Here is an 18,694-nt window from a genome sequence, read left to right on the forward strand (position 1 = left end):
CCAGCGATAAAAAAACCACCCTCGCGGTGGTTTTTTTATGGGTGAAATACAGATTCCCGAAACTATCCTGATCTTGTGAAACCCCTGCCTTCTATTCTGACTTGAGGGGGAGCTTGCTGGGAGTGGCTAGATGAAGCTGTTTTCACTGGGTGTATTACTGCTTTCCTTTTTCTGTCTGGGTGCCTGTACACGGGTGCCGGAGGGGGTTGAGCCTGTCCAAAACTTCCAGCTACAGCGATATTTAGGTCACTGGTATGAGATTGCTCGATTGGATCACTCATTTGAGCGCGGCCTGACCCAGGTAACTGCCGACTACAGTCTCAACCATGATGGCTCTGTCGCGGTGATCAATACCGGCTATTCAAAAGCGCGTGATGCCTGGCAAATGGCGGAGGGGAGGGCCGAGTTTGTCGGCCCGAAAAATGTGGGCCATTTAAAAGTCTCTTTTCTTGGCCCCTTTTACTCATCCTATATCGTGATTGCTCTATCGGATGACTACCAATACGCGATGGTATCTGGCTACGATAAATCCTATCTGTGGATATTGTCCCGCACCCCAACCATGCCCAAGGATGTGTTGGAGCAGTTTTTACAGAAGGCCAAAGCTTTGGGGTATCCCGTCGACCAGATGATATTTCCCAAGCAAAAGGCTAAGCCCGGAAATAAACCCTCGGCACAGCCCTCAGGGTTGTGATCTGTTCAAAAGCCTGCGTTCCCGCCACCAACTTAAACACACTAGTAACAACAATATAAGAGCCGGCCATTGGCGCCCCAGCAGTACTCTGTTTGCGTGATTATTTGCTTCTGGCCCCAAACGTGCGGCAGCCATCAGTTGGGTTTCCCTGGCATTCAGGGACTGCTGCCATAGGGGCCAGTCCTCTTTGGCAAAGATATAGAAGTCTAGTACCGACTCCCCTTCCAATTCAGTCCAAAGCTGGTGCCAACCTGAATTTTGGGGCCAGAAGCTGTAGCACTGACCCTGGGAACTATTGCCTGTGGCGATTCCTCTGGTAGAACGGGAGCTATTTTGAAACTCTGATAAGAATGGACTCTGATCAGAAAAAAGGGGGCTGCATAGGGTGATGCGTTCTTGTGTACGCGGTAACTCACTGGAGAGGATTACTGGCTGCTGACTACCCAAATGCTTGAGTTGGTAATCAATAATGGACTTCCACAGGCTGGCGAATTCAGTAGCAAACCCACCGGTTAGCCAGCGATGGCTGTCACTAAATAGGATAAACCCCAGGTGTTGTGTCTCAGTCGAACGCCCCCAGAAAAGTGGGGACTCTCCATTGCCCAGTAAAAAGTCGTAGGAGCCGGGCTGTGTGACTTTGAAGCCAAGATTACGCAGTGGGGGAATCTCCGGATTGTCCGCTTTTTGGTAGCCAAAGCCGGAATGTAAGTGGGTGGCTTCTTCCTTTTGTAGAGGCATGGATTGGGCAGCAGCGTATTGGAGAAACTCTTCAGAGCTATCGTCACTGACTAACCACAACAGTGACTTTGTAGTGGCCAGCTCGTTGAGCTGACGCTTTTGCAGAGCAGAAAATTGTGGCCACAAACTGCTGTCGAGTATCACTAAATCGAAGGGACTTTCATTCGTGAATAAATCTGCAGACCCGGTAAGTGGAAGGCCGTTGAGAGTTTCTTTTCTTATGATTTCAGGTGCCAACTGGGTCATCACTTGTGCTGTTACACCGGATTGGCGCAGCCAGCGAGAGAGGGCTGCCGTCTCAAAAGAGGGGCGTGCCAGCCACAGTAATAATTTGGGTTGGAGCGGTTCTCGCACCAGGATGGGTAAAGGATCTGTATGGGTTTCGCCGGCTTCGCTTTCCGTCCGTACCCGGTATAGCTGGGGGCCCGCGAGTTTTGGAGTGGCAGTGAGTTGTGCCTGAATTGTTTCTCCCACTTTCAGCTCAAGACTGTCTTCAATATGGCCGTAGGGATTGAGCAGGCTAATTTTTACGTTTTCAGTCAGTGGCTGGTTGTTGTGAACCTTTAACTTTAAAGAATCACCCAAGGTAATTTGCCGCTGCCAGTCCAATTCCCAGCGGCCATCAGATTCCAGGATCTTCGATAACTCCAGACGCACCGGTGCCAGGTCCCGAAGTTTGTCGCGGCCGAGTGGCTCCCCACTGAGAGAGATATTTTTCACACCATTGAGATTCATTGGATGTGAGCTCGCCAGCTGTTTGCTGTTGATAGAGATATTGCGCTCGGTGGGAATGATCGCCGGCGGCTGCCAGAGCATCCAGGCACTCAGCCAAATCGCCAATTGCAAGCCATAGTCGAACGGCTTGGTACCTCGGCGGCGCAACAGTACGAGTGATATTAAACAGGCCAACAGGCACAGGCCGGGTATCAAGAAATCAATCACAATGATTTCTCCCCTTGCTGGTGTAGCCAACGGCTGAAATGGCCGTCGGCCTCAGTTTGCAAAGGCAGTGAAGGCGCAGACTCCGGTGCTGGCAGTAGCTGATAGAGCAGCTGATTCAGGGAGTTCGTGCAATCAATGCAATTCGGTTGCTGGTGGCGCTGCTGGTATAAACGCAGCTGTTTGGACAGTTCCAGGCCGAGATCTATTGATTGCTCTGCAGCTAGCTCATTTATCTGCACCAGCAGATCGGTATCGAGTTCGGCGCCAGAGTCTACTTGGGCCATTAGGGCGAGTACCTGTGCTCTTTGTTTTTGTTCAAAGGCACTGTCGACAGTTCCTGGCGTTACGTCTTCCCGTTCACCGCTAAGCCGGCGGCTTTCGTCTATGGGGGGCGCCTCGAACCCGACTCTTTGTAAGTAAATACGCGAAGCCTGCTGTACTTCCTTGATAAAGCGCAGAGCCCGGTGCTGGTGGGGCAGGGAGGCTTGGGGCTCTATAACCGACAGGTCGCGCCAGGAACTCCACATGGCATTCAGCGCGTTGCGCAGTAGCTCCTTGGTTTGGGGGTCGAACAGGGTGGCATGCTCTGAGCTGTCATGCCGGTGTCCGGCAGAAGCAGCTATGCGCTCTGCCTGTTGGAAATGGGAGTCTCGCTGTGCAAAGGGAGTGGCATTTTCTTCGCCATGTGACTGGTGCTCACCTTGTTCTGCATGATCGTGGCTATGGCCGTGTTCGGATTCTTCTTTATCATCGTGCTTCTCGCTCTCTGCTCCAGAATGCTCCGCTTCCGAATCCTCTTCGCCGAGAAAGCGGCCGTAGCGCATGCGCAGCAAATTCTGTTCATAGGCCAAACCCTCGGAGCGTTTGCGAAACTCCTGCGGATACAGCTGCTCTCGCTCGGCTAGCAAGGCCTCGGTGTCAATAATCAGCTGGCGTTGGCTGCGGAAGTATTCCGGCAATATCTTAATCGCCATCCCCTCGCTGTCACTCAGCCCGAAAATCTCTTCTTGCGGCCAGCGCAAGATAAAGTGTTGGCTCTTGGCAACGTTGGCGCTGGGCTCGCGGTTATCCCTGGCCTCCAGATACCAGTAGAGTTCATCTCCCGCTTCCATGGAAAACTGGTGGATGGGCAGGAGGAAATCGTAGCGAGCTGCTTTCTTATCTTCCGAGAGGCTTGTTGATAAAGCAGTGGATTGCAAACTGGTGAGTGGAATACGCTCTTCGCGAAAGCGTAAATTTTCCCCGGTGCCGCTGGCGAGGGTGACCAATAAATCCGCAGAACTCACCTGGTAATCATCATTAATGATTACTTTCACGGGAATACCTTGGGTGCTCCCTTGAATGGTATCGACGCGCAGGCTGGGTGCCTCAAAGGTAAACTCCGGAGCATTGTCTTTTTGCACCCGAACATTATGAATTTCCGGCAATAGCATTTGGCTCTCCGCGAGTTGCACTGAGAGCTGGTAAAAGTCTGCTTTAGCGATCGTGCGTTGTAATTGCCATTTTTTACTGGGTAGATCACCTAGTGGAGAAAAGGCGAAGCGCTCAGTTTCGGCCAGCATTTCCAGCCCTTGCACCGGTTGATTCAATTCAAGTTGCCACTCGACCGCAGACTGCTCCGGCACATCGACTTGTAGGGATTGGCTATCGGCTGCGAGCCCAGTGTAGGCGGGCGGCTGGATATGGGTTGCCGCGCGCGTTATGGCAAGTTTTTCGGCAACGGGAATAGCTGTATTTTGTTGCGTGGTCTCAGCTTTATCTCCAATCAAGTGAGAATCGCTCAGTACAAATAACAATAGTCCCAGGCAGGCACCGAAGGCATTTGTCAGGGTACTGCGGAGTTTTTTTGGACCGAAAAACGACCGGTCGCCACTTTCCAGCAGTTGTTGCAGCTCTGTTTCGATACGCGTGCGCTGTAATTGCTGCAATGGACTTAGGTTGGTTTTCTGTTGGCTAAGCAACTGGCTGCTGTCTTGCAGCTGTGGATATTGTCCATCCAACTGTCGACATAGGCTTTCAGGGCTTGGGCGCCAGCTGCGATCCAATAGAATTGCTACAACAATAATTCCGAGCCAGGCGAGCAATAGCCACTGTGGCCAGCCGAATACAAAAATGCCCAAGCCAGCCAGAAGGCTGAGGCCAGTGGCAAGCCAGAGATAGGGCCGCAGGGCTGTCAGTTGCCAGTGCCTGCGCACAGCGTTAAGGGTGGACTCACGCTTATCCATGGTCGGCCTCCCCGTTACTATCGGTTGCCATGATGGCTGGAGGTCGCGATAGGGCAATTAGGCGTTCAAAAGCCAGAAGTAACAGTAGGGCGGCTATTAACCAGGGTTGCAGTTGTTCAATACGGCGGTTTTCTACCTCGCTGTCTTCTACAGGAAGGCCTGCCCCAGCTATGTCTGCCACTACTTTATTGGCAGACCAGTGGCCACGATTTTGGTGTTGCAGAGCCCAGTCCTGCCCAGACCAGTGCAGCCATAAACGTTCAGGTAAATCTGCGCGGCGATAAAAGGCCTCGCTGTACCAGTCACTTTCGTAGCGCAGCCAACTTCCCCGTCCCATTGAGGCCGCTTGAGCTGACTGGCTGTTATCCACAGCAACGAAGTTGAGATTATCGGCAGGGGGGATACTGTTGTCGGTGATTAACAGGCCGCCATCTGAAACAAATTCCAGCACGGCTTGTGGCAGGGGCGCGGGGCCCGTGTAGATCAACCAATCTGCCTGCTCGGCATCGGGTGTCTCTTCTTGTTCCTGAATATGCACCGATAGTCCCGGCATATTGCCTTGCCAGTCTTCCAGCACAGGCGCCCACCAGCTGGGCGCTTTGCCCATTAAAGCAATACTCGGTAATGCCTGGCTCGGAGCTGTGGATGCTTTGTTGAGGCCGTGCCACTGCCAATGGGGACTGACTCTTAGTGCCTGGTGGGATGCTGGAACCCCGTTGTTTATCAACAGGATATGAGCCCTGCGCAAATCCGCCCGGCGTGATAGTACTGATAGAGTTTTCCACAGGTCCACATTTTGTGGTGGGGGTGAGGTTACGGAAGGCGTTTCTGGGGATAACCACAGTACTTTATTACCTTCCCCCACAAGCTGTGGCAGTGAATTGTGGATAAATGTATTCGCTTCGCCCGCCCCAATTCTGTGGTCTACCAGTATCACGCCCTCTTGGGGATAAATTTCCCGTTTAATCAGCGGCTTTGCCAATAAACTTGCCAGCAGGGCGACGATTAGCAGGCGCAATAGCAGCAACCACTTGTTATCCACAATAGGGCGGCGCGCGCGACTCTGTGAATATCTTTGTACCCATTGCAGCGCAGCAAAGGAGACCTGTTGTGGATTACTTCGGCGCAGCAAATGAATGGCGACAGGGATAATCAGGGCTGTGAATAGCCATAGCCATTGTGGGGATTGAAATAAGTTATTTATCCACAACATCTCAGCACAACCTGCCGTGCAGCTGAATAAATTGCCGAAGTGACTTTTCCACAGGCTGCTCGATAAGGTCGGTCTGTAGTGAACACTCCTGTGCGGCAAAGCGTGCTTTTAACTCCCTCTGTGCTTGAGCAAAAGCATCCAGGTAAGACTGGCGTTGCCGCTCGGCGTCTACTTCTAAAGTTGCGGGCGTACCGGCGCTTACTTCTGGATTGAGCAGCTTTAGCTCTCCGCCAAAAGGAAAAGTCTGTTCTGCCTCAATTAACAATTGCAGTGGCAGGCAGGGGCGGCCGGCGGCATGCAGGCGTGCGGCAAAATCGCCGATCTCATTACCCTGTTCAAAAAAATCACTCAGTAACACCACCTGACAGGGCCGCTCAAAGTATTGCCACAGCGGCGCCAGTTGAGTGTGATCTGGCCAGTGGTCGCTGGCGTCGAGTTGTTGTAGCTGAAGAGCGATTTGACGCTGGTGGCTCTCGCCCTGGCCTTCGGGCACATAAACCGTCCGGCTACTGTTAAATGCCAATAGGGAAAAGCTGTCCCCCTGGGCGTTGAGCAGCCAGCATAGGCTGGCAATCCAGCACTTGGCGTAATGCAGTTTATTCAGACTGGGCTCGACAAAGCTCGTCTGGCCCAGGGAGGCGCTGCTATCGAGCACAAAGCACACGTGCATACGGCTCTCCTGCTCGGTCTCGCGCACATAGTAGCGATCACTGCGTGCAAACAGTTTCCAGTCGATATGGCGGATGGAATCACCCGCTTGATAGCCTCGGTATTGGTGAAATTCCAAGCCGGTGCCACGGCGCTGGCTGTGTTGCACACCGAGCATCACGCCCTCGGCAATATGCCGCGATAGCCATACCAGATCGCGACAGCTGGCCAGGGTTTTGGGGGACAGGTATTCCACGCTGATCAGTCCCGGCCCGGTTCCGGCACCGCTGCCAGTAATTCTTCAATCAGCTGTGGCATCTGCACGCCATCGGCCTGTGCCTGGAAGCTGAGCAGCACCCGGTGGCGCAGTACCGGCAGTAACAAGCTGCGGATATCCTCGCGGGTGACGGCGAGGCGTCGTTGCAAAAGGGCCCGTGCCTTGGCGGCGAGAATCAGAGCCTGCCCCGCGCGGGGGCCGGCGCCCCACTTGATCCACTGTTGCAGGGTATCGCTGTCGCTGGTTTCCATACGGGTAGCGCGCACCAGTGCCGCCACGTAGCGGTACAAATCGTCGCTGACATGAATTTCCCGCACCAGTTGCTGCATTTCGCGCAGTTGCTCCGCATCCAGGCTGGGACTGGGTTTGACCCTGCTGGCACCGGTGGTGGAGCGCAGGATTTCAACTTCATCCCGCTCATCGGGATAGTCGATATGAATATTTAACAGGAAGCGGTCCAGCTGAGCTTCCGGCAGGGGATAGGTGCCCGCCTGCTCGATGGGGTTTTGTGTGGCCAGTACGAAATAGGGATCGGGCAATTTCAGTGTTTTACCGCCCACGGTTACCGAGCCTTCCTGCATGGACTCCAATAGGGCTGCCTGGGTTTTCGGCGGTGTGCGGTTAATTTCATCGGCGAGCAGGATATTGGTGAAAACCGGGCCCTGCTGGAATTTAAAAAAGCGCTTGCCGGTGCTGTGATCCTCTTCGAGGATCTCACTGCCGAGAATATCTCCGGGCATTAAATCCGGGGTGAACTGCACCCGCTTAAAATCCAGCGCACTGGCATCGGCGAGAGTTTTTACCAGCAGGGTTTTACCCAGCCCCGGCACCCCTTCGAGTAGGGCGTGGCCGCCGGCCAACAGACAGATCAGCATCTGTTCCACTACGGGTTTTTGGCCGACAATCACCCGCGCAATTTCCTGTTGAAGATTGTCGAGGCTGTGCAGTTGTTCTTCGATACTATTTTCCAGGGTGGTCAGCATAATCAGCTCGTCAGTGCGTAAATAACAATGTTCACCGCAAATTTTGTGTTATCGATGGCGAGCCAGCGTTTGTTGCGGTAGTCGTAGTCCCATTCGCAGCCGAAATCTTTGTTGCTGTAGAGCACGGCGATACGGCCGTTAACAATAATGGCTTTCAGGTAGTCATGTACCAGATCATCACCCCAGCCATTTAATTCAAAGCTGGTTACCGGCAATTCATCGAATTGAAAGAAACAGCGGTAGAGGTCGTGATCGTCTGGGAGCTTTTGCAGGCAGTCTTCGCCAAACAGCTCGGCCATTTGTGCTTCGAAGGATTTGGCAAAGAGACCGTCGATATCGTGGTTGCAGTCGTCGACAAATACAAAGCCACCGCGATTGACGTAGTCGCGAAAATTCTTTGCCTCTTCCGTGGTGAATTGCACCAGCTTGTGTCCGGCCAGGTAGCAGAAAGGCGCCAGCAGCATTTTCTTATCGGCCAGCGGCACTATGTGCTCTTTGGGATCAACCCTGAGATTGGTGTATTCCACCAGTGAATTGAGCAGGTTGGAAGGCATGCGCTGATCCACATCCCAGTCACCGGACTCGTACATCAAGCGGGTGAAATAAAAATCGTAGTGCTCCTGCGCACTACCCGGTGCGGTATTTTGTGCGCGTGTGCCCAGCGGCAGCGCTGCGGCGCAGCTACCCAGGATCAGGCGCTGGAGAAAAGCCTTGCGGGTGAGGGACACGGGATAACTCTGTTACTGCGTTGGTTTTTATTGTTGAGAGCAAAGGAAAGAAGGTGCTCCGTTCGAGACATGCTGTAAATACATCCCTGTACGCTCGTAATCGGCATCCATGCCTCAAACGGTCTCGAACGGAGCACCTTCTTTCCTTCTACCCATTTATTTTCAATGCTGGGAGCTGACTGGTTTGCTGGCCAGCTCCCGCCTGGATCAATGGTTAGCCCAGCTTGCGCTTGGTGTTGATCACATTGATACCGTCGAAGCGTGCAGTGGAACTACCGTGGGATACCGCACTGGTTTGCATCGGCTGTCCCTTACCGTCAAAGAAGGAACCACCCAGGCGGTAATCATCTTTGTCGCAGACTTGCGAACAGGCATTCCAGAATTCTTGGGTGTTGGACTGGTAGGCGACGTCCTCCACCATGCCGGTAATCTTGCCGTCTTCAATCTCGTAGAACAGCTGTCCACCAAACTGGAAGTTGTAGCGTTGCTGGTCAATGGAGAAGGAACCGGCACCCACAATATAAATGCCTTTCTCCACATCCTTGATCATATCGTCGACGCTCAGCTCCTCCTTGCCAGGCAACAGCGAAACGTTGGACATGCGCTGGAATTGCACGCTGGACCAGCTGTCGGCGTAGCAGCAGCCGTGGGATTTCTTTTGCCCCAGCATATGTACCTGGTCGCGGGTGGCCTGGTAGTTCACCAGCACACCGTCTTTTACCAGATCCCAGTTGCGGGTCTTCACGCCTTCATCGTCGTAGCCGACGGCACCGAGTGAACCGGGTTGAACCTTATCGGCAAACAGGTTGACCTTGTCACTGCCGTATTGGAATTTGCCGCTGCGCCATTTATCGATAGTGGCGAAAGAGGTACCGGCAAAATTGGCCTCGTAGCCGAGTACGCGGTCCAGCTCCAATGGATGGCCGACGGATTCATGGATGGTGAGCCAAAGGTGGCTGGGGTCTAGCACCAGGTCGTACTTGCCTGGTTTGACTGATTTAGCCGTGAGCTTTTCCTTGGCTTGTTGCGCCGCCAGTCGCGCGTCTTCGGCCATATCGTAGGAATCGCGGTAGAGCACTGTCTGCGCTTGGATCTTGTCTTCGGCGCGGCCATCCAGGTATTCAAATCCGCGTCCTACTGGCTGGCTGAGGCCCTGGCGGGTACGGAAGCCACCAGTTTTCTTGTCCACTGCGGTGACCGAGAAGGGCGCCCACAAACGGTGAACATCCTGGTCGATATAGGAGCCGTCGGTAGAGGCAAAATACTTTTGTTCATTCACCAGGTACAACATGGAGTTGATATAGCTGGCGCCGGCATCCATAGCGGACTTGTTCACGTCCATTAACAGGTCCACCTTGTCGGCCAGTGGGATCTGCATAGCGTTTTTCTGGATGGGTGTCTGCCAGCTCACCTCGTCGTGGCCTTTTACCGGAGCCAGCTGTACTGGCTCCTGCTGGTACTTGGAGTTGGCCTTGGCGGTAGCTACTGCCTGACGGGTGGCGCGGGCGACGCCATCGGCTGTCAGGTCATTGGTGGCAGCAAAGCCCCAGGTGCCGTTAGCAATAACCCGAACCCCCATGCCGATAGATTCGGTGTTCACCACGTCCTGCACTTTCATCTCGCGGGTGATTACGTATTGGTTCAGGTAGCGACCAATACGCACATCGGCATAAGTGGCGCCGAGTTTAGTGGCGGTATTCAGGGCGACATCGGCAAATTCTTTTTTTACAGAGAGATCAATACCGCTTTGCGTCAGTTTGCTCTCGGCGACCAGATTGCCGGACAGCGGCAACATGGAAACACCCAGGCCGGCACCGCTGAGCTGGAGAAATTTTCTTCTTTCCATTTCGTTATCCTCGATGGGTGCTGGCTGTTATACGGCGTCGGAAAGGCTGCTGAAGGTGAAGTCGCGCACTTTCAACGCGGGAATCATGGCGGACATGCCCCACATACCCACTCGCTGGGGTACACCCATATCTTCGATATTGTTGAGCATGATTACCGGGCTCTCGTTGAAGCGGAAGTTCTTCACCGGGTATTTGATCTTGCCGTTTTCGATATAGAAGGTGCCGTCGCGGGTGAGGCCGGTCAGGAGCATGGACTGCGGATCGACCATACGGATATACCAGGTGCGGGATACCAAAATACCGCGGCGGGTATTTTTGATCAGTTCTTCGGTGGATTTATCACCGCCGACCATAATCAGGTTGTTGGGCTCAGGGACCACTTCGCCTTTGCTTTGCTCCGCCCAGTAGCGACTGCGCGCCAGGTTTTTCACTACCCCGTCTTTCACCCATTCGGTGCGTCCCAGCTGTATAAAATCACCGTCGGTCCAGGGTTGAGCCGGCACATCGAGGCTGGTGGGGTCGGAGTAGAAATTTACTCGCTTGTCGAACATTTTCTCGCCGGTACGGTTGCCGCCGCCCTTTTTGCTCATAAAGCTGCGGCCTTCGTCGGCACTGCGCGCATCGAAGCCGCTCATCATGTAACCCACTAGGCCGGACACTGCATTGGGCTCCAGGATCACGGTGTACTTGCCCGGTTCCAGGGCACGGGCTTCCTGGGACAGGACCGCTTTGTCGATGGCGACAGAGGAGGTGCTGCCGGTATTCATTGCACCGAAATCGGTAACGTCACTTTCGGCCCAACCAGAACCCAGGCCATTCTCGGTGCGCATAGTTACAGTGAAATTGGCAGAGGTAGAAGCGTGGTAGCCGAACAAGCCTTTACTGGTGGCGACTGCAGCAAAAGAACGCTGGTCTTCCAGGTAACCTGCGGCAACCACTTTCTTTTCCTTGGCTGCAATAATGGAATCTGCCGCAGCCTTGGCGCGCTGGTCTGGAGTGATATCTGCAGTGGACTTGGCGAAGCCGTCTACGCTGACATATTTCTGCGGTCCCAGCATCGGCATGGCTTCCGGGTTTTCCGGAGATAGCTTGGCCAACTCTTCGGCGCGACGCATCACTTTTTCCAGGGAGGCATCACTGAATTCATTGATAGTGGCCACACCGGATTTCTTGCCGAAACGGGCTTCTACGGCCAGCTCGATATCATTGACGATACCACTGGTGGAAACGCTGTTGCGCGCGTAGCGAATATTGCCGGTTTCGCTGCCGGCCAGCTGCGCGCTGGCTTCATCGGCGCGGCTGTACTTTAAAACCTTGTCGAGAATACGCTTCGCTTCACTTCTACTCAGAATGGCCATTGCCTTTTCTCCAATTACTTATTCTTGTGCGCCGCTCAGGAAATCTTGCGCTTGGTATTGATTACATTAATTTGGTCAAAACGGGTGGTGGAACAGCCGTGGGAGACAGCACTCACCTGGCTCGGCTGGCCCTTGCCATCGAAGAAGGTTCCGCCCAAGCGGTAATCGCTGCTGTCGCATATCGCCGAGCAGGAATTCCAGAATTCCTGGGTGTTGGACTGGTAGGCGACGTCCTCAACCTGGCCGACGATTTCGCCGTTTTTGATCTCGTAGAACAGCTGCCCGCCGAACTGGAAGTTGTAGCGCTGCTGATCGATGGAATAAGAGCCGCGTCCGACAATGTAAATGCCTTTTTCCACATCGCGGATCATGGATTTTGCCGAGTATTCTTTTTCGCTTGGCGCCAAAGAGACATTGGGCATACGCTGGAACTGCACACTGGACCAGCTATCGCCATAGCTACAACCGTGGGATTCCTTTTGGTCGATCATATGCACCTGATCGCGGGTAGCCTGGTAGTTCACCAGGATGCCATCTTTTACCAAGTCCCAACGCTTGGTTTTTACCCCTTCATCGTCATAGGCGACGGCACCGAGGGAGCCCGGTTGCACCTTGTCGGCAAACAGGGTGACCTTATCGCTGCCGTACTGGAATTTACCGCTGCGCCACTTATCCAGGGTGGCGAAGGAAGTTCCCGCATAGTTGGCCTCGTAACCCAGCACGCGGTCCAGCTCAAGAGGATGGCCCACAGATTCGTGGATGGTCAGGCACAGATGTGAGGGTTCCAGTACCAAATCGTACTTGCCCGGATCGATGGACTTGGCTGACAGCTTGGCTTGGGCTTGCTCGGCTGCAAGCACTGCATCCTCGGCCATATCATAGGAAGCTTTGTAGAGCGTGGTCTGACCGCGAATCTTGTCTTTGTCGTGACCGGCCAGGTATTCATAGCCTCTTCCCACTGGATCACTGAGACCGTTACGAGTCTTGAAAGCACCGCTCTGCTTATCAACAGCGGTTACCTGCATAGGTGCCCATAGGCGATGGACATCCTGGTCAATATAGGAGCCGTCGCTAGAAGCAAAGTACTTCTGCTCATTCACCAAATACAGGGAAGAGCGGATATAGCTGGCTCCGGCTTTGAGTGCCCCATTGTTAACATCCATCAGGAAATCGACTTTTTCACTGATGGGGACCTGCAGGGCATTTTGTTCGATAGGTGTCTGCCAGGAAACCTCGCCCACCCCTTTTACTGGTGCCAAACGCACGGGCTCAGTTTGGTACTTCGCATTGGCCTTAGCTACGGCAACTGCTTGGCGCGCGGCAAGGGCAACGCCATCCGCTGTAAGGTCGTTGGTGGCGGCGAAGCCCCAGGTACCATTGGCAATCACACGAATACCTGCGCCAAGGGATTCTGTGTTGACGATATTCTCCACGTTGGTTTCGCGGGTCATAACGTACTGGTTCAGATAGCGGCCGATACGCACATCGGTATAACTGGCCCCGGCCTTGCGCGCCGTATTCAGGACTACATCCGCCAGGTGTCTTTTATGGGAGCTGTGCATGCCCTCATTGAGCAGCTGCTCTGCGCTGACCTGAATGCCCTGTAGAGGCAACAAAATACCACTGGAGCCGACGCCGGCGATCTTGAGGAATTTTCTTCTTTCCATTGGCTACCTTTACCCCACGAGAGCACGAGCACTCTCTGCGGGTACTTATTGTTATTACGACTGACGCTGGAGGCCTTGTGTGCGCGGAGGTCAGACTTTGGATACGCACAACTAACAGGACCAACCTAAAGTTGTAAAGTACTCGCTCGGTAAAGTGAAGTTTCGTAGGGGTAAGACGTTGTGAGGGTGGAACGGGAATCAGAGGGCAGCATTTCTTCGAACTTTGTCGAAAGTAATATCCTTAAGCAGGATACCGTTGCGGTAAACGGGCCTCAGCAGGTTAGCCTCTGATTTTAGGTCGCTCTGCACAATAGTTCGAAGTATACCATCATCGCCGCGAATCAAGGCAAGGCGGCCACCCTTGGACCTTTTCTCGGGTCCGGTTCTCGGATTCTTAAAAATATCGTACCAACTGCCATTGATACAGATAGCGCTGGCTTTCATTGCAAACCCCATCATATCGCGGTCAACTTTTTGTAGTAATCCTCCACCCATACCAAAGGTCAGATTTTCTGTGCTTTGCTTGTTTTCTTTCATTGCTTGGAGAATTTTCGGGATTACAAAGCGGGTGATACCGTCTCCTTGTATAACGCGAATAAAGGGGGGGAGTAATCGATACCCTTTTTTATTCTTCTGCGAGCCAAATATCCGCATCAACCTTTCTATTGCTTCTATCACGATTTCTTCTGGGTTGCCGGAGTCAGGCCTTATTACTAATGTGCCGCCACCGTGAGTAACTTTATCCTTTAATTTTTTTCCCCAGATTTTTTCTATAGCATTCCAGAAATCATAGCTATCGCTGACAACAGCCACAGTTTTTCCTTCCCCAGAAAATTGCTCAAGTATATTACGGTAAGCATCTTCCTCATGCTGCTGTCCCCAAGCGATAATTGTGCTGTGTTCAGCGGCGGGAATGGAAGCTCCAGGTACAACGGCGTTGTAAAATCTTTTTGCGGCTAATATTCCGGATATCGTATCAGTCCCCTTAAAATTAACTAAGTGAGCCATGCCTCCCAGCATGGCTGTTTCGAGACTGCTGGCTCCCCGAGCCCCAAAATCATGTAAACGAAATTCCAGCGTATCCAGATTTTCCGCTGTTTCAAATAAATACTGTGAGATAATTTTCTTTATTTCGCGGCTCTGGGTAGCTACGGTTGATGGATACCAGATACTTCGTAAAAGTGCAGTTTCAATATAAGTGGTGAGCCAAAAGCAGGAGGGGCAGGTATTTACAACCTGAGCTAAAACATTGGTTACTGGAATGACTTGTCCTTCTTCTATCGCTGCAATTTCAAGAGGCATTAAACCATTATGGTCATTTAAAATATGATTCCATCCATCACGGTTAAATGGTAGTCCATGGGGGTTTAAAATATTTTCAGCTTCATCAATGTGATGAGAACTGATGGGGGTGCTCAGGTACTGCTTGATAAACGCCTGCAAGCCAAAGAATACCGTCGACGCAAATTCACCACCACGACACTCTACATAACTACTAATATGTGATGTTCCTGGGGGGTACTGCAGATAATGACTAGTTTTATAGCTATCGACATTGAGAATAGGATTTCCCAAGCACTCAAAGGATGAATTAGAGCCGGGCGCGTTCATATTTTCAAAACCATAAGTTGGCGTCGATTTTATGTCACTATTTGCCTGCTGTTATAGCGTGTAATTGATTTTTGAATTATATGCCAACCACAATGTTCAGTTTTACAGCGCTAATAGCTGCTACTTTAGCAAAGCATAAAAGCAAGCGCCCCACGTTTAAAAACTTGTCATCCACTCATTTTATCTCCTATTGATTGACCTACTCTATTGGTATGTGTACATTTATATGCATGTGAGGCAAAGGAACGTCATGCTCAATGGACTCCAGTAAATTTCGGCGTGTTTACCGGCGGATGACTATGCCTACCATGGTGTCGATCGATCACAGTAGCGCTGTCACACAAAGTAAAAAATGCGTAAATTGGTTGCTGTAGAGAGAGGTTCGACAGAGCAAAAAAAATCTGCCCGGTCATAACTTTCCTATGTAGAAGCGTTCCTTCCATTAATGACTTGTCGTTTGGGAAAAAGTCATCGCAGTTTACTAATTTGAATGATATTGGAATTGCTCGTAGAGAATACGGCATTGATATAATTTAGTATTGATTCCAATTCTATTGAGCTACTTATAAAAACTCTGCTGCAGACTCGTAATACTTTGCAGAAAAATTGTCTTGTCGTCACAGCAGGAAAACATAAACAGTATCCATGGTGAGAGATTGGATACTGTTTCGACATCACTTGAAATTTGTAGCTAATGATAAGGTGGATTCTTGTATTTGGGAGCAGGAGATAAGTTATGAGTGAAGGGTTTATAAAGCGCATATCACGTTTAATCTCTGTGTCCGCCAATGCTGTCGTGGACTCGGTTGAAGCCACTGCACCAGAGTCAGTGATGGAGCAGGCAATTCGGGAGGTGGATGATGCAATTGCAGATGTGCGAGATCAGCTAGGGAAAGTTGAGGCATCCAAGTATCTAAACAGTAGAGCGTTAAGCGATGAAAATGCTCGTCATAAGCGTTTAGCTGAACAAATTGATATTGCTATAAATGAAGGTCGTGATGATTTGGCTGAAGTCGCCATTGCCAAACAAATGGATATTGAGGCGCAACTTCCAATCTTAGAAAAAGCGATCAATGAAAATGAGATAGAAATAAAGGAACTAGGTTCCTATATTCTTGCCCTGCAAGGTAAGAAACGTGAAATGCGTGAACAATTACAAGAATTTATTGCAATCAATAAAAAGATAGATAGTAGAGTTGCTGCGGATGAATATGGCAGGGATAGAAAGCCAAAAGCCCAGGTAGAACAAGCTACCGATGCATTTAATCGAGCAGTAGGTAATACAGCTATATCGACATTCGACTCTGGGATAGATACCAGCAAATTAGCAGAACTTGAGGAGTTCGCGCGAAATAATCGTGTGAAAGAACGTTTAGCCAAGATTAAATCGGGGGGCTGATGATATTTTTATTGCAAGACCAAAACCTGATCTTTACCGGTGCGCTGATTTTAATGTTTATGATAGCGCTTCTTGAAGGCGTCATGACATTGATTGGTGTTGGTATTTCAGATTTACTGGATAATTTATTACCAGATTTTGATGTTGACGTGCCAGATACAGGGTTGTCTGGCGGGATGACTAAGATGCTTGGGTGGTTGCGTTTCGGTGAAGTTCCTGCACTTATACTGTTAGTAACTTTTCTGGTTAGCTTTGGAGTGACCGGCCTAGTAGCCCAAATGCTCATAGAATCTCTTGTTGGATATTTATTGCCAGGCGGTTTACTTGCTGTGGCAGTATTTTTTCTTGCGCTACCTCAGGTACGTTTTGTTGGCAACATTATGCGGCGCTTTGCTGTGGGTGATGAATCCGAGGCAGTTGAGAGAAATTCCTTTATTGGCCGTGTAGCGATTATTACGATCGGTAAAGCAGAAATCGGTTCACCAGCAGAAGCGCGTTTTAGTGATGAATACGGAACCACACACTATGTAATGGTGGAACCGGATGAAAGTGAAACATTTAATCAGGGGGATAAGGTGTTACTGGTTGAAGAGCTGGGAGCACATTTTCGAGTAACTCGCCCCAGCAGTATACATCTTATGGAGAATAACTAAATGGAGAATCTAGAAGTGATAGGAAACCTACCGGTTATGGTATTTATTGCCGGGGCTGTACTAGTGGCCTTAATTGTTATTGGAACTATTTTTGCGCGCCTGTATACAAGAGCCTCAAAAGAGCGCTCATTTGTGCGTACTGGTATGGGTGGTCAAAAAGTCATAATGAATGGAGGTGCATTGGTACTACCGGTTCTACATGAAATTATTCCTGTGAACATGAATACTTTACGCTTGGCGGTTTCCCGTAAAGAGCATCAAGCGCTGATCACCAAGGATCGTATGCGTGTTGATGTACTTGCTGAATTTTATCTGCGGGTAAAACCGGATGTAGATGCGATAGCCAATGCTGCACAGACTTTGGGGCTGCGTACTTTAGACCCCGAAGCATTAAAAGAAATGATCGAGGGTAAATTTGTTGATGCGTTACGCTCTGTAGCAGCTGAAATGGAAATGGCTGAATTGCATGAGCAGCGCAGTCAGTTTGTACAAAAAGTTCAGCAGGTAGTTTCCGAAGATCTATTAAAAAATGGATTGGAACTCGAGGCTGTATCTTTGACCGGTTTGGATCAAACCCATAAAGAATTCTTCAATCAGGATAATGTGTTTGATGCTGAGGGCCTCGCCAGCATGACCCGCTCTATTGAGACGCGTCGTAAAGAGGTCAATGATGTCGAGCAAGAAACTATGGTACAGATCGAGAAGAAAAACCTCGAAGCTGAACGCCAAAAGTTAGAAATTGATAAAGAAAAACGTTACGCACATCTGGAGCAGCAGCGCGAGCTGGAAAATCGTGAAGCTGCTCAGAAGGCGGATATTGCCCGTGAACAAGCAGAGCAGGAACGCGCAGCACGCAAGGCTGAAATTGAAGCCCAGCGTGAAGTGAGTCAATCCCAAATTGCTGCGGAACAGGCAACTAAGTTGCTGGAAATCGAGAAAGAGCGTCGCTTGAAAGAACAAGAGATTGAAGGTGAGCGTATTCTCGATGAGCAGCGTATTTCCAAAGAGAAATCAGTGGAAATTGCCAAGCAGGAACGTGCAATTGCTGTTGCAGAAAAGTCCAAAGAGCAATCTCTTGCGGACCAACAGGCCAACGTAGCTCGAGCTGAAGCAGTAAAAGCCGAAGAGCAAGTTCGCACGGCTCAGGATGTTGAAGTTGCAGAGCGTGATAAGCGCATTGAAATTATTGAAGCTCAAAAAGTAGCGGAACGTCAGGCCACGGGTATTAAAGTAATGGCCGATGCGGAAAAAGCAGCTGCAGAGGATAAGGCCGAAGCATTGCGCTTACAGGCTGCTGCTGAAGCTGAGGCTATTCGTATTAAAGTTGAAGCTGATCGTGAAAAATATGCGGTGGACGCTGAGGGGCAGCGCCTAATGAATGAGGCTTTTAATAGCCTTAATGAGGCCCAGATTGCACTTAAGAAGGTCCTCAGTCTGCACGAAAATCTGCCCAATATTATCCGTGAAAGCGTTAAGCCGATGGAAAGTATTGAGGGAATGAAAATTATCTCTGTTGAGGGCTTAAATGGTATTGATGGTAGAGCAAGCAGCGGAATTTTAGATGGTGATGCTGAATCCAAAGGACAAAGCTTGCCTGAAGCTTTGGTTGGTAGTGCTCTAAAACATCGGGCTATGGCTCCACTGGTAGACTCACTCTTAAAAGAAGCTGGAGTTGGTGACCTGAATAAGACCACTGAGATTGATAGTTAGA

At 50.9% G+C, this 18,694-nt stretch carries 14 protein-coding genes; 4 read left to right on the forward strand and 10 right to left on the reverse strand.

From position 1 onward, the window contains the following. The first annotated feature begins 130 nt into the window (after positions 1-130). Positions 131-694: a lipocalin family protein gene (locus ACJJIQ_RS20845; RefSeq protein WP_445362924.1), complete on the forward strand. Its 564-nt coding sequence runs from the start codon at positions 131-133 to the stop codon at positions 692-694. On the opposite strand, the gene ACJJIQ_RS20850 is transcribed toward ACJJIQ_RS20845, so the two are convergent. The 10 genes from ACJJIQ_RS20850 to ACJJIQ_RS20895 all read right to left on the reverse strand — a co-directional run bounded on the left by ACJJIQ_RS20850 (position 683) and on the right by ACJJIQ_RS20895 (position 14,931). Then, entirely contained in the window at positions 683-2,374 is a 1,692-nt protein-coding gene (locus ACJJIQ_RS20850) for a small ribosomal subunit protein cS23 (protein ID WP_445362925.1), read from the reverse strand. The genes ACJJIQ_RS20845 and ACJJIQ_RS20850 overlap by 12 nt on opposite strands. Further along, a complete protein-coding gene (locus ACJJIQ_RS20855) occupies positions 2,371-4,599 on the reverse strand; it encodes a hypothetical protein (RefSeq protein WP_445362926.1) in 2,229 nt (742 codons plus the stop codon). Before ACJJIQ_RS20855 ends, ACJJIQ_RS20850 begins: the two co-directional genes overlap by 4 nt. After that, a complete protein-coding gene (locus tag ACJJIQ_RS20860; protein WP_445362927.1) occupies positions 4,592-5,812 on the reverse strand; it encodes an N-terminal double-transmembrane domain-containing protein in 1,221 nt (406 codons plus the stop codon). The genes ACJJIQ_RS20855 and ACJJIQ_RS20860 overlap by 8 nt, the downstream gene beginning before the upstream one ends. Before the next feature lies 1 nt (position 5,813). After that, on the reverse strand, positions 5,814-6,716 hold the full coding sequence (locus ACJJIQ_RS20865; RefSeq protein WP_445362928.1) for a DUF58 domain-containing protein: 903 nt from the start codon (positions 6,714-6,716) through the stop codon (positions 5,814-5,816). Between the two features lie 5 nt (positions 6,717-6,721). Then, positions 6,722-7,720, reverse strand: a complete 999-nt coding sequence (locus ACJJIQ_RS20870; protein WP_445362929.1) for an AAA family ATPase — start codon at positions 7,718-7,720, stop codon at positions 6,722-6,724. A 2-nt stretch (positions 7,721-7,722) separates the two neighbouring features. Next, a complete protein-coding gene (locus tag ACJJIQ_RS20875) occupies positions 7,723-8,448 on the reverse strand; it encodes a DUF4159 domain-containing protein (RefSeq protein WP_444915070.1) in 726 nt (241 codons plus the stop codon). Positions 8,449-8,662: 214 nt separating this feature from the next. Continuing rightward, positions 8,663-10,294 carry a TldD/PmbA family protein gene (locus ACJJIQ_RS20880; RefSeq protein ID WP_445362930.1) on the reverse strand — a complete coding sequence of 544 codons (1,632 nt, stop codon included), beginning with the start codon at positions 10,292-10,294 and terminating at the stop codon, positions 8,663-8,665. Between the two features lie 27 nt (positions 10,295-10,321). Next, entirely contained in the window at positions 10,322-11,653 is a 1,332-nt protein-coding gene (locus ACJJIQ_RS20885; RefSeq protein WP_445362931.1) for a TldD/PmbA family protein, read from the reverse strand. Between the two features lie 35 nt (positions 11,654-11,688). Further along, a complete protein-coding gene (locus ACJJIQ_RS20890; protein WP_444892495.1) occupies positions 11,689-13,320 on the reverse strand; it encodes a TldD/PmbA family protein in 1,632 nt (543 codons plus the stop codon). 198 nt (positions 13,321-13,518) lie between these two features. Further along, positions 13,519-14,931, reverse strand: coding sequence for a nicotinate phosphoribosyltransferase (locus ACJJIQ_RS20895; RefSeq protein ID WP_445362932.1), 1,413 nt, complete (start codon positions 14,929-14,931; stop codon positions 13,519-13,521). Between the two features lie 736 nt (positions 14,932-15,667). On the opposite strand from ACJJIQ_RS20895, the gene ACJJIQ_RS20900 reads away from it, so the two are divergent. The 3 genes from ACJJIQ_RS20900 to ACJJIQ_RS20910 are packed head-to-tail and all read left to right on the forward strand — an operon-like array spanning position 15,668 to position 18,693. Next, entirely contained in the window at positions 15,668-16,330 is a 663-nt protein-coding gene (locus ACJJIQ_RS20900) for a PspA/IM30 family protein (protein WP_445362933.1), read from the forward strand. Then, positions 16,330-16,983: a YqiJ family protein gene (locus tag ACJJIQ_RS20905; RefSeq protein WP_282930452.1), complete on the forward strand. Its 654-nt coding sequence runs from the start codon at positions 16,330-16,332 to the stop codon at positions 16,981-16,983. Before ACJJIQ_RS20900 ends, ACJJIQ_RS20905 begins: the two co-directional genes overlap by 1 nt. Then, positions 16,984-18,693, forward strand: a complete 1,710-nt coding sequence (locus tag ACJJIQ_RS20910) for a flotillin family protein (RefSeq protein WP_445362934.1) — start codon at positions 16,984-16,986, stop codon at positions 18,691-18,693. Position 18,694 lies beyond the last annotated feature (1 nt).

The organism is Microbulbifer maximicatervae (SeqCode), from assembly GCF_052468295.1.

Bases quoted from the DNA above. Each gene is read 5' to 3' on its own strand.
- ACJJIQ_RS20910 (WP_445362934.1), top strand. From the start codon at position 16,984: ATGGAGAATCTAGAAGTGATAGGAAACCTACCGGTTATGGTATTTATT.
- ACJJIQ_RS20855 (WP_445362926.1), bottom strand. From the start codon at position 4,599: ATGGATAAGCGTGAGTCCACCCTTAACGCTGTGCGCAGGCACTGGCAA.
- ACJJIQ_RS20905 (WP_282930452.1), top strand. From the start codon at position 16,330: ATGATATTTTTATTGCAAGACCAAAACCTGATCTTTACCGGTGCGCTG.
- ACJJIQ_RS20890 (WP_444892495.1), bottom strand. From the start codon at position 13,320: ATGGAAAGAAGAAAATTCCTCAAGATCGCCGGCGTCGGCTCCAGTGGT.
- ACJJIQ_RS20845 (WP_445362924.1), top strand. From the start codon at position 131: ATGAAGCTGTTTTCACTGGGTGTATTACTGCTTTCCTTTTTCTGTCTG.
- ACJJIQ_RS20895 (WP_445362932.1), bottom strand. From the start codon at position 14,931: ATGAACGCGCCCGGCTCTAATTCATCCTTTGAGTGCTTGGGAAATCCT.
- ACJJIQ_RS20870 (WP_445362929.1), bottom strand. From the start codon at position 7,720: ATGCTGACCACCCTGGAAAATAGTATCGAAGAACAACTGCACAGCCTC.
- ACJJIQ_RS20880 (WP_445362930.1), bottom strand. From the start codon at position 10,294: ATGGAAAGAAGAAAATTTCTCCAGCTCAGCGGTGCCGGCCTGGGTGTT.
- ACJJIQ_RS20860 (WP_445362927.1), bottom strand. From the start codon at position 5,812: ATGTTGTGGATAAATAACTTATTTCAATCCCCACAATGGCTATGGCTA.
- ACJJIQ_RS20900 (WP_445362933.1), top strand. From the start codon at position 15,668: ATGAGTGAAGGGTTTATAAAGCGCATATCACGTTTAATCTCTGTGTCC.
- ACJJIQ_RS20885 (WP_445362931.1), bottom strand. From the start codon at position 11,653: ATGGCCATTCTGAGTAGAAGTGAAGCGAAGCGTATTCTCGACAAGGTT.